General features: G+C 78.1%; 3 protein-coding genes and 1 pseudogene. 2 read left to right on the top strand and 2 right to left on the bottom strand.

Annotated features, from left to right (window positions below; translation table 11 throughout):
* Together GTR00_RS26395 and GTR00_RS12700 are read left to right on the top strand one after the other, a co-directional pair.
* Positions 1-2,283 (top strand): annotated as a pseudogene (locus GTR00_RS26395) (phosphoribosyltransferase domain-containing protein); the annotation flags it as partial.
* Entirely contained in the window at positions 2,280-3,224 is a 945-nt protein-coding gene (locus GTR00_RS12700; protein ID WP_205705688.1) for an HAD family hydrolase, read from the top strand. The pseudogene GTR00_RS26395 and the gene GTR00_RS12700, both read left to right, overlap by 4 nt.
* Here GTR00_RS12700 and panB read toward each other — a convergent pair.
* The gene (gene panB / locus GTR00_RS12695) at positions 3,170-4,003 is read right to left on the bottom strand and encodes a 3-methyl-2-oxobutanoate hydroxymethyltransferase (RefSeq protein ID WP_166611978.1); all 834 of its coding nucleotides are present in this window, start codon (positions 4,001-4,003) and stop codon (positions 3,170-3,172) included. The genes GTR00_RS12700 and panB overlap by 55 nt on opposite strands.
* Complete coding sequence (locus GTR00_RS12690; protein WP_166611977.1) at positions 4,000-5,814, bottom strand: NAD+ synthase; 1,815 nt, start codon at positions 5,812-5,814, stop codon at positions 4,000-4,002. The genes panB and GTR00_RS12690 overlap by 4 nt, the downstream gene beginning before the upstream one ends.
* Positions 5,815-5,875 lie beyond the last annotated feature (61 nt).

Here is a 5,875-nt window from a genome sequence, read left to right as displayed (position 1 = left end):
GGCCGGCTCCGGGGCCGCGGCGCAGCGGGTGCTCACCGCCGCGACGGCCACCGCCGTGCCCGGGGCCCTCGTCGTCGGCTACGCCGAGACCGCCACCGGCCTGGGCCACGCCGTCGCCGACGCCCTGGGCGCCGCCTGCCTGCACTCCACCCGCCGCGCGGTGCCCGGCGCCGTCGGGTACGCCGGCTTCGAGGAGGAGCACTCCCACGCCACCGGCCACCAGCTGCTGCCCGCGCACCCGGCCGTGCTGGCGCGGCTGGCGGACCCGGCCGCGCCGCTGGTCCTCGTCGACGACGAGCTGTCCACCGGCCGCACCGTGGCGAACACGCTGCGGGCGCTGCACGCGATCACCGCGCGCGAGCGCTACGTGGTCGCCGGGCTGGTGGACGTGCGCTCGGCGGCCGACCGCGAGCGCCTGGACGCCCTGGCCGTCGAGCTCGGCGCCCGCGTGGACGTCGTGGCGCTGGCCGCCGGGACGGTGCACCTGCCCGACGGCGTGCTCGAGCGGGGGGCGGCGCTGGCGGCGCGCACCGCGCCCGTGGTGCCGCGCGCGCTGCCCGCGCCCGGCGCGGCGCAGGTGGGGGTGGCGGTGCCGTGGCCGGCGCACGTGCCCACCACCGCCCGCTTCGGCACGCCCCCCGGGCACGCCGGCGCCGCCGGCGCCGCGGCGGCCGCCGCCGCCGACGCGCTCGCCGCGCGGGTGGGCGGTGACGTGCTGGTGCTGGCCAGCGAGGAGCTGATGCACGCGCCGCTGCTGCTGGCGCGCGAGCTGGCCGGGCGGCTGCCGGGGGAGGTGCGCTTCTCCTCCACGACGCGCTCGCCGGTCCTGGCCGTGGACGCCGAGGGCTGCGCGGTGCGCTCCTCGGTGGCCTTCACCAGCCACGACCCGGCCGTGGACGGCGCCGGCGTGCGCTACGCCCACAACGCCGACCGCGCCGCGGCCGGGGCAGCGCCCTGGGACGCGCTCGTGCTCGTCGTGGACTCCGCCTCCGACCCCGCCGCGCTGCACGCCCCCCACGGGGCGCTGGCGGCGCTCGCCCCGCTGGCCGGGCGCGTGCACCTGGTGACCCTGCCCGCCGACGTCTGGAGCGCGACCCCGTGACCACCGTCCCGCCCGGGCCGCTGCCCGGCCCGCTGCGAGGCCCGGCGTTCTCCAGCTACGCCGCCGACGAGGTCGGCTGGCTGCTCACCGACCTGTCCGGCGTGCCGCTGGAGGCGCCGGCCGAGGAGCGCGAGGAGGCCGTGCAGTCCGGCGGCGCCCACTACGCCGAGTCGCTGCCGGTGGAGTACCTGCCCGGCGCGCAGTACGGCGCGCTGTTCGAGGCGGCCCTGCGCCGCAGCGCCCGCCGCGTCGCCCTGGGCGTCGCGGTGGTCGCCGAGCTGCTGCGCGCCGAGCGCGGCGAGGACCTGGTGCTGGCCTCGCTGGCGCGCGCGGGCACGCCCGTGGGGGTGCTGCTGCGCCGCTGGGCGGCGCGCTCGGGCGCGCGCTGGCCGCACTACGCGGTCTCCATCGTGCGCGGCCGCGGCCTGGACCCCGTGGCGCTGCGCTGGCTGGCGGCGCACCACGACCCCGATCGGGTGGTGTTCGTCGACGCCTGGACCGGCAAGGGCGCCATCGCCCGCGAGCTGGCCGCCGCGCTGGGCGCCGCCGGCGCGCGCGGCTTCCGCGCGGAGCTGGCGGTGCTGACCGACCCGGGCTCGTGCGTGCGCACCTTCGGCAGCCGCGCGGACTACCTGGTGCCCTCGGCGTGCCTGAACTCCACCGTCTCCGGCCTGGTCAGCCGCACCGTGCTCAACGACCGGCTCATCGGCCCGGACCGCTTCCACGGCGCGAAGTTCTACGCGGACCTGGCCGCCGCGGACGTCTCGCGCCGGTTCCTGGACGTCGTGAGCGGCTGCTTCGACGAGGTGGCCGCCGACGTCCCGGCCGCGATGGCGGCGGTGCGCGCCGGCGACCGCACCCCCACGTTCGCCGGGTGGGCGCAGGTGGAGGAGGTCTCCGCGGAGTTCGGCATCGGCGACGTGAACCTCGTCAAGCCCGGGGTGGGGGAGACCACCCGGGTGCTGCTGCGGCGGGTGCCGTGGCGGGTGCTGGTGCGCCCGCCGGCGGAGCTGGAGCACCCCGACGACCTCGCGCACCTGCACCTGCTGGCCCAGCAGCGCGGGGTGCCCGTGCAGGAGGTGCCCGGCCTGGCGTACAGCGCGATCGGCCTGATCCACCCCCGCTTCACGCGCGGCGCCACCGGCGCCGACGGGCGCGCCGCGCAGGGGGTGGCCCGGTGAGCGCCGCGGCGCCGGCGACCGCGGCCACCGCGGACGCCGTGACGGCCGCGGCCCCGCGCCTGCTGGCGGCCAGCGACCTGGACCAGACGCTGGTGTTCTCCGAGCGCTCCGCCGCGCGCGCGGTGACGGGCCTGGTGCCGGTGGAGGAGTACCAGGGGCGCACGATCTCCTGGGTGACGCCGGCGGCGTGGGAGCTGCTGGGCGAGCTGGTGGCCTCGGGGGCGTTCGTGCCGGCGACCACCCGCACCGCCGAGCAGTACCGCCGCATCCGCTGGCCGCACCGGCCCCCGCACCTGGCGGTGTGCGCCAACGGCGCCACGGTCCTCGTCGACGGCGAGCCGGACGCGCGCTGGAGCGCGCGGGTGCGCGCCCGGCTCGACGGGTGCGCACCGCTGGAGCGCGTGCACGCCGAGGTGGCGCGCGTCGTGGCCGCCGCGCGCGCGGCGGTGCCCGGATCGGCCGAGCCCGCGGTGCGCGACGTGCCGGGGGCGTTCTGCTACGCGGTGCTGCGCGAGGGGCAGCGCCCGGCGCTGGAGGGCCCGCTGCTGGGGGACCTGACGGTCCTGCTGGACGGCTGGGGGTACGCCGTGTCCCTGCAGGGCCGCAAGCTGTACGCGGTGCCGCGGCCGCTGACGAAGTCGGCGGCGGTGGCCGAGGTGGCCCGCCGCGGCGGGTACGACGGCTTCGTCGCGGCCGGCGACTCGCTGCTGGACGTGGACCTGCTCGTGGCCGCCCGCGCCGCGGTGCGCCCCGGGCACGGGGAGCTGTTCCGCACCGGCTGGGAGCACCCCCGGGTGCGGCTGCTGGCCTCGCGCGGCGCGGCGGCGGGGGAGGAGACCGCCCGCTGGCTGCTGGCGGCCCTGGCCCCGCCGGCACGAGGGGCGGCTCAGAAGGAGTGCTCGGGCCCGGGGAACGTCCCGTCGCGCACGTCCTCGGCGTAGGCGCGCGCCGCCTCGCCCAGCGCGGCGCGCAGGTCCGCGTACTTCTTGACGAACCGCGCGGTGCGCTCGGACAGCCCCGCGAAGTCCTGCCACACCAGCACCTGCGCGTCGCACCCGGCGCCCGCGCCGATGCCGACGGTGGGGATCGCCAGGGTGCGCGTGACCTGCTCGGCCACCTCGGCGGGCACCATCTCCAGCACCACCGAGAACGCCCCGGCCCGCTCGACCGCGCGCGCGTCCGCCACGAGCGCCTCGGCGGCGTCGCCGCGGCCCTGCACCCGGTACCCGCCCAGCGCGTGCTCGGCCTGCGGGGTGAAGCCCACGTGCGCCATGACCGGCACGCCGGCGTCCACCAGGGCCCGCACCCGCGCGGCGCTGCGCACCCCGCCCTCCAGCTTCACCGCGTGCGCGCCGCCCTCCTTCAGCAGCCGCACCCCCGAGGCCACCGCCAGCTCGTCGGAGGCCTCGTAGGTGCCGAACGGCAGGTCCGCCACCACCAGGGCGTGCGGTGCGCCGCGCACCACCGCGCGCACCATCGGCAGCATGTCCTCCAGCGTGATGCCCAGCGTGCTGGGCAGGCCGAGCACCGTGTTCGCCGCGGAGTCGCCCACCAGCAGCACGGGCACGCCGGCCCCGTCGAACACCGAGGCCGTCAGTGCGTCGTAGCTGGTGAGCATCGCCCACCGCTCCCCGCGCTCCTTCAGCTGCTGCAGGTGGTGCACCCGCGTGCGCCGGCGCGGGCCGGGGCCGGGCGCGGGGCTCTCGGTCGCGTAGCTCACCGCAGCACCTCGCGGGCGTCGGCGCGGGTGCTCACCGGCGGGGCCAGCGCCGGCGCGGCCGCGGGCTCGCGCCAGCGGCTGGAGATCGGCAGGCGGCGGTCCCGGCCGAACGCCTTGTAGGAGATCTTCGTGCCGGGCGCGAACTGCCGGCGCTTCCACTCCGCGCGGTCCACCAGGGTCACCACGGAGTCCACCACGGCCGCGTCGAAACCCTGCGCGAGCATCTCGGCCCGGCCGCGGTCGCCCTCGACGTAGTCCTCCAGGACCGCGTCGAGCACCTCGTACGGCGGCAGGGAGTCCTGGTCCGTCTGGTCCGGGCGCAGCTCCGCCGAGGGCGGCTTGGTGATGGTGCTCTCCGGGATCGGCGGCTGCTCGCCGCGCGCGGCGGCGGTGGCGTTGCGCCACCGCGACAGCTCCCACACCAGCGTCTTGGGCACGTCCTTCAGCGGCGCGAAGCCGCCCACGGAGTCGCCGTACAGGGTGGAGTAGCCCACCGCCAGCTCGCTCTTGTTGCTCGTCGCCAGCGCCAGGTGCCCCTCCTGGTTGGCCAGGCCCATGAGGACCGTGCCGCGCACCCGCGCCTGCAGGTTCTCCTCGGCCACGCCCGTCAGCGGCACCGTGCCCAGGAACGCCTGGACCACCGGCGCGATCGGGTGCTGGCGGTACTCGAACCCGCAGCGGCGCGCCAGCTCCTCGGCGTCGTCGCGCGAGTGCTGCGAGGAGTACCCCGAGGGCAGCGAGACGCCCACGACGTTGCCCGGCCCGACCGCGTCGCACGCCAGGGAGGCCACCAGCGCGGAGTCGATGCCGCCGGAGACGGCCACGATGACGGAGCGGAAGCCGTTCTTGCGCACGTAGTCGCGCAGCCCCAGCACCAGGGCGGCGTGCACGTCGGCCACGTCCGGCAGCGGTTCGTGCACCACCGCCGGGCGCGGCTCGTACGCCTCCACGGGCGCCTCGGCGACGGTGACGCGCTGCACCGCGCCCTTCCAGTCCGGGGAGGTGTCCGCCGCCGCCAGCTCCAGGTCGGCCACCACCAGGGCCTCGGTGAACTGCGGACCGCGCGCCAGGACCCGCCCGCCGGCGTCCACCACCAGGGAGTCGCCGTCGAAGACCAGCTCGTCCTGCCCGCCGACGGCGTTGACGTAGGCCACCGGGCAGCCGGCCTCCGCGGCGCGCCGGGCCGCCAGCTCCAGGCGCACGTCGTCCTTGTTGCGCTCGTAGGGGGAGGCGTTGAGCACCGCCAGCAGCCCCGCCCCGGCGTCGCCGGCGGCCTGCACCGGGCCGCCGTCCTGCCACAGGTCCTCGCAGATCACCACGGCCACGTCCACCCCGTGCACGCGCACCACGAGCAGCTCCTCGCCGGGCACGAAGATGCGGTACTCGTCGAAGACGCCGTAGTTGGGCAGGTGGTGCTTGGCGTAGCGGGCCACCACCCGCCCGCGGTGCAGCACGGCCGCGCAGTTCTGCGGCAGGTCGCGCCCGCCCGAGGGCCCGCCCGGGCGCGTGGCGCCCCGCTCGCGCTCGGGGGAGCGGTCCACGTAGCCGACGACCACGACGAGCTCGCCGAGGCCGTCGTCGGCCAGCTCCGCGGCCAGCCGGCCCACCGCGCGCTTGGAGGCGTCCACGAAGGAGCGGCGCAGCGCGAGGTCCTCCACCGGGTAGCCGGTCACGGCCGTCTCCGGCAGCAGCAGCAGGTGCGCGCCCTCCTGCGCGGCGCGCCGCGCCCACTCCCGCACCGTGCGCACGTTGCCGTCGAGGTCCCCGACGGTCGTGTCGACCTGCGCCATGGCCACCCGCAGCTGAGGCATGGCGCCACCCTAGTGAGGCGGCCCTGAGGCCCGTCACGGCGCCCGCGCACCGCCCGCCCAC

Origin of the sequence: Kineococcus indalonis, from assembly GCF_009906395.1 — a bacterium.
In the GTDB taxonomy this organism is placed as follows: Bacteria; Actinomycetota; Actinomycetes; order Actinomycetales; family Kineococcaceae; genus Kineococcus; species Kineococcus indalonis.
The sequence above is the reverse complement of the archived record's forward strand: the minus strand, read 5'-3'. Positions and strand labels throughout refer to the sequence as shown.